Raw genomic sequence first — 3,125 nt, forward strand, 5'->3', positions numbered from 1 at the left:
GCCGCTGGCCCTGGCGGATGCCGGCGACGCCGCCCGCGGCGCGACGCTCTACGTGACGCTGGAACCCTGCTCGCATCACGGCCGCACCCCGCCCTGCACCGACGCGATCGTCACGGCGGGCATCGCGCGGGTGGTCAGCGCGATGGAGGACCCGGACGCGCGGGTCTCGGGCCGCGGCCACGCGCTCCTGCGGGACGCCGGCATCCCGGTCGAGACCGGGCTGCTTCGGAGCCAGGCCCGCCGCGACCATGCCGGGCACGTGACGCGCGTGACCCTCGGACGGCCGCATCTCCACCTCAAGCTCGCGCGCACGCAGGACGGGTTCGCCGCCGCCTCCGACACGGAGCGGCTGCGCATCACCGGCGCGATCGCCGACGGCGCGGTGCATCTCTGGCGGGCGCATGCCGACGCGATCCTGGTCGGCATCGGCACCGCCCGCGCCGACGACCCCTCGCTCACCGTGCGCCTACCCGGGCTCGCCCCCCGCTCGCCGCTGCGGGTGGTGCTCGATTCGCAGCTGCGGCTGTCGTCGTCGAGCGTGCTCGTGCGCAGCGCCCACGACGTGCCGACGCTGGTCGTGACGACGCGCGGCGCCCCGGCCCATGCCAAGCGGATGCTCGAATCGCTCGGCGTCGAGGTGGTGCGCGTGCCGGCGGACGAGCGCGGGCGGGTCGACCTGCACGCGGCGCTCGCGATGCTGGGCGAGCGCGGATTGACGCGGCTCTGCAGCGAGGGCGGCCCCCACCTTGCCGACGCGCTGGCCGAAGCCGATCTCGTGGATACCTGCACCCTCATCACCGGTCCCGGCACCTGCGGGCCGCAGGGCGGCCTGCCGGCGGTCGGCCCGCATCTCGGGGCGATGCTGGACGGCGAACGGTTCCGGATCGCCGAGTCCCTCGACCTGGGGGCAGACCGGGCGACGACCTACGAACGCAACGAGGCTTAAGCGATGTTCACCGGTCTCGTCAGCGACGTCGGCACGGTCCTCTCGGTCTCGGGCGACGCGCGCATGCGCCGCCTCACCATACGCGCCGCCTACGACGCGGCTTCGATCGCGCTCGGCGCCTCGATCGCCTGCTCCGGCCCCTGCCTCACCGCGGTGTCGATCGAACCCTCCGACGGCGGCTGCGTCTTCGCGGTGGACGCCGCCGCCGAGACGCTGGCGTTGACCACGGTCGGCGCCTGGGAGGCCGGCACCCGGATCAACCTGGAACGGTCCCTGAAGATCGGCGACGAGCTCGGCGGCCATCTCGTCACCGGCCACGTCGACGGCGTCGCCGAGATCCTCGAGCGCGAGACCGTCACCGCCGGCGCCTGGGGCGCGAGCGAGCGGTTCACCCTGCGGGCGCCGGCCGACGTCGCCCACTTCATCGCCAAGAAGGGCTCGGTCTGCCTCGACGGCACGTCGCTGACCGTCAACGCGGTCGAGGGCGACACCTTCTCGGTCCTGCTGATCCCGCACACGCTGGAGGTGACCACCTGGGGCGAGCGCCGGGCGGGCGACCACCTGAACCTCGAGGTCGACCTGATCGCCCGCTACGCCGCACGGCTCTCGGAGGGGCGCGGAAGCGCGGCATGAGCCTCGTCTCGAACGAGCGGATCACGCCGTGCGCGTCCTACCTGAACACCGCTGCAGGCGGCCTGTTCAGCGCGGGCGTCGTCGCGCCGCTCGCTGCCACCGTCTTCGGCGTTTCGGCGCAGACGAGCCTGTCGGCGTTGACTCTGGCAGGCGGCATCGCGATCTTTCTTCTCGCGAGCATCGCGCTGCACACCTGTGCGCGCGTCATTCTCGGAAGGCTGAAATCATGACCGATATTCAGATCGTCGCCTTCGTCGTGGCGCCGCTGATGGCGGTCGCCGTCGGCTTCGGCGTCACGCTCTGGTCCCGCTACGCCGATCGGTAGGTCCCTCACCGCGGCGGGATCGAATACGTCCCGTTCGCCTGCGCCACGAGGTCGTCCGAGCCGGGCGCCGTGATCCGCACCTCGCCGACGGCGAGGCGCCGGCCGAGCTTCAGCAGCGCGACGTCGGCGACCAGCACGAGCCCCGCTGGCTTCCTGAGGAAATTGAAGGTGAGGCTGGTCGTCACCGCGAGGGCCACCGGCCCGATCTGGGCGAGGATCGCCGCGTAGAGCGCGTAGTCCGCCAGCGCCATCATCGCAGGGCCGGACAGCGTGCCGCCCGGGCGCAGGAAGCGATCGTCTCCATCGAGCCGCATCCGCGCGGTCAGCGGGCCGACGGCCTCCAGGTGGAAGGCGCGACCGCCCGCCTGCATCTGCGGAAACTCCCGGTCGAGGAAGTCGCGGGTATCAGTAAGGGTCATCGCGGTCATGCCAGCCGTTGCAGCATGGCGGCACGGCGGCGGCAAGACGAACGGCCTGCCGTCCAGGCGAGCTACCCTGCGTTCGGGACGCCCTCCGCCGCCCGCGCGCGGCCGAAATCGGCCTCCGCCGTCTCCTGACCCTGCGCGACGATGCCCCGGCGGATCGCGCGGGTGCGGGTGAAGAGGTCGTGTAGCGCGTCGCCGTCGCCGTAGCGGATCGCCCGGGTCAGCACCGACAGGTCCTCGTTGAAGCGCCCGAGCATTTCCAGCACCGCCTCGCGGTTGGTCAGGAAGATGTCGCGCCACATGGTCGGATCGGACGAGGCGATGCGGGTGAAGTCGCGGAAGCCGCCGGCCGAGAACTTCATCACCTCGGATTGCGTCACCTGCTCGAGGTCGGCGGCGGTGCCGACGATGTTGTAGGCGATCAGGTGCGGCACGTGGCTGGTGATGGCGAGCACGAGATCGTGGTGCTCCGGCGTCATCGTCTCGACGACGGCGCCGAGCCCCTGCCACAGGGCGCGCACCCGCTCGACCGCGGCCTCGGGCGCGTCCTCCGGCGGAGTGAGGATGCACCAGCGGTTGGAGAACAGCGTCGAGAAGCCGGCATCCGGCCCGGAATACTCTGTGCCGGCGACGGGATGGCCCGGCACGAACACGATGCCGTCGGGCAGGTGCGGGCTCACGGCCGCGACGACCGAGGCCTTCACCGAGCCGACGTCCGAGACCACGGCGCCGGGCTTGAGGTGGGGGGCCATCGCCGCGGCGACCGGGCCGATGGCGCCGACGGGCACGCACAGGA

Annotated in this window: 5 protein-coding genes; 3 read left to right on the forward strand and 2 right to left on the reverse strand. The window is 72.4% G+C overall.

Going from position 1 to position 3,125, the window contains the following annotated elements; all coding sequences use genetic code 11:
• The 3 genes from ribD to FV222_RS21365 form a co-directional block, all read left to right on the forward strand.
• On the forward strand, window positions 1-946 hold a 946-nt coding region (gene ribD / locus FV222_RS21355), incomplete at its 5' end, for a bifunctional diaminohydroxyphosphoribosylaminopyrimidine deaminase/5-amino-6-(5-phosphoribosylamino)uracil reductase RibD (RefSeq protein WP_246685585.1).
• 3 nt (window positions 947-949) lie between these two features.
• Entirely contained in the window at window positions 950-1,579 is a 630-nt protein-coding gene (locus FV222_RS21360; protein ID WP_147762632.1) for a riboflavin synthase, read from the forward strand.
• The gene (locus tag FV222_RS21365) at window positions 1,576-1,809 is read left to right on the forward strand and encodes a hypothetical protein (RefSeq protein ID WP_147762631.1); all 234 of its coding nucleotides are present in this window, start codon (window positions 1,576-1,578) and stop codon (window positions 1,807-1,809) included. The genes FV222_RS21360 and FV222_RS21365 overlap by 4 nt, the downstream gene beginning before the upstream one ends.
• A gap of 100 nt (window positions 1,810-1,909) precedes the next feature.
• Here the strand turns inward: FV222_RS21365 and FV222_RS21370 are convergent, their stop codons facing one another.
• Window positions 1,910-2,332: a PaaI family thioesterase gene (locus FV222_RS21370; RefSeq protein ID WP_147750463.1), complete on the reverse strand. Its 423-nt coding sequence runs from the start codon at window positions 2,330-2,332 to the stop codon at window positions 1,910-1,912.
• 62 nt (window positions 2,333-2,394) lie between these two features.
• Window positions 2,395-3,125, reverse strand: a 731-nt coding sequence (locus tag FV222_RS21375) for a prephenate/arogenate dehydrogenase family protein (protein WP_147815587.1), incomplete at its 5' end; no start/stop codon positions are given.

Origin of the sequence: Methylobacterium sp. WL103, assembly GCF_008039885.1 — a bacterium.
GTDB lineage: Bacteria > Pseudomonadota > Alphaproteobacteria > Rhizobiales > Beijerinckiaceae > Methylobacterium > Methylobacterium cerastii.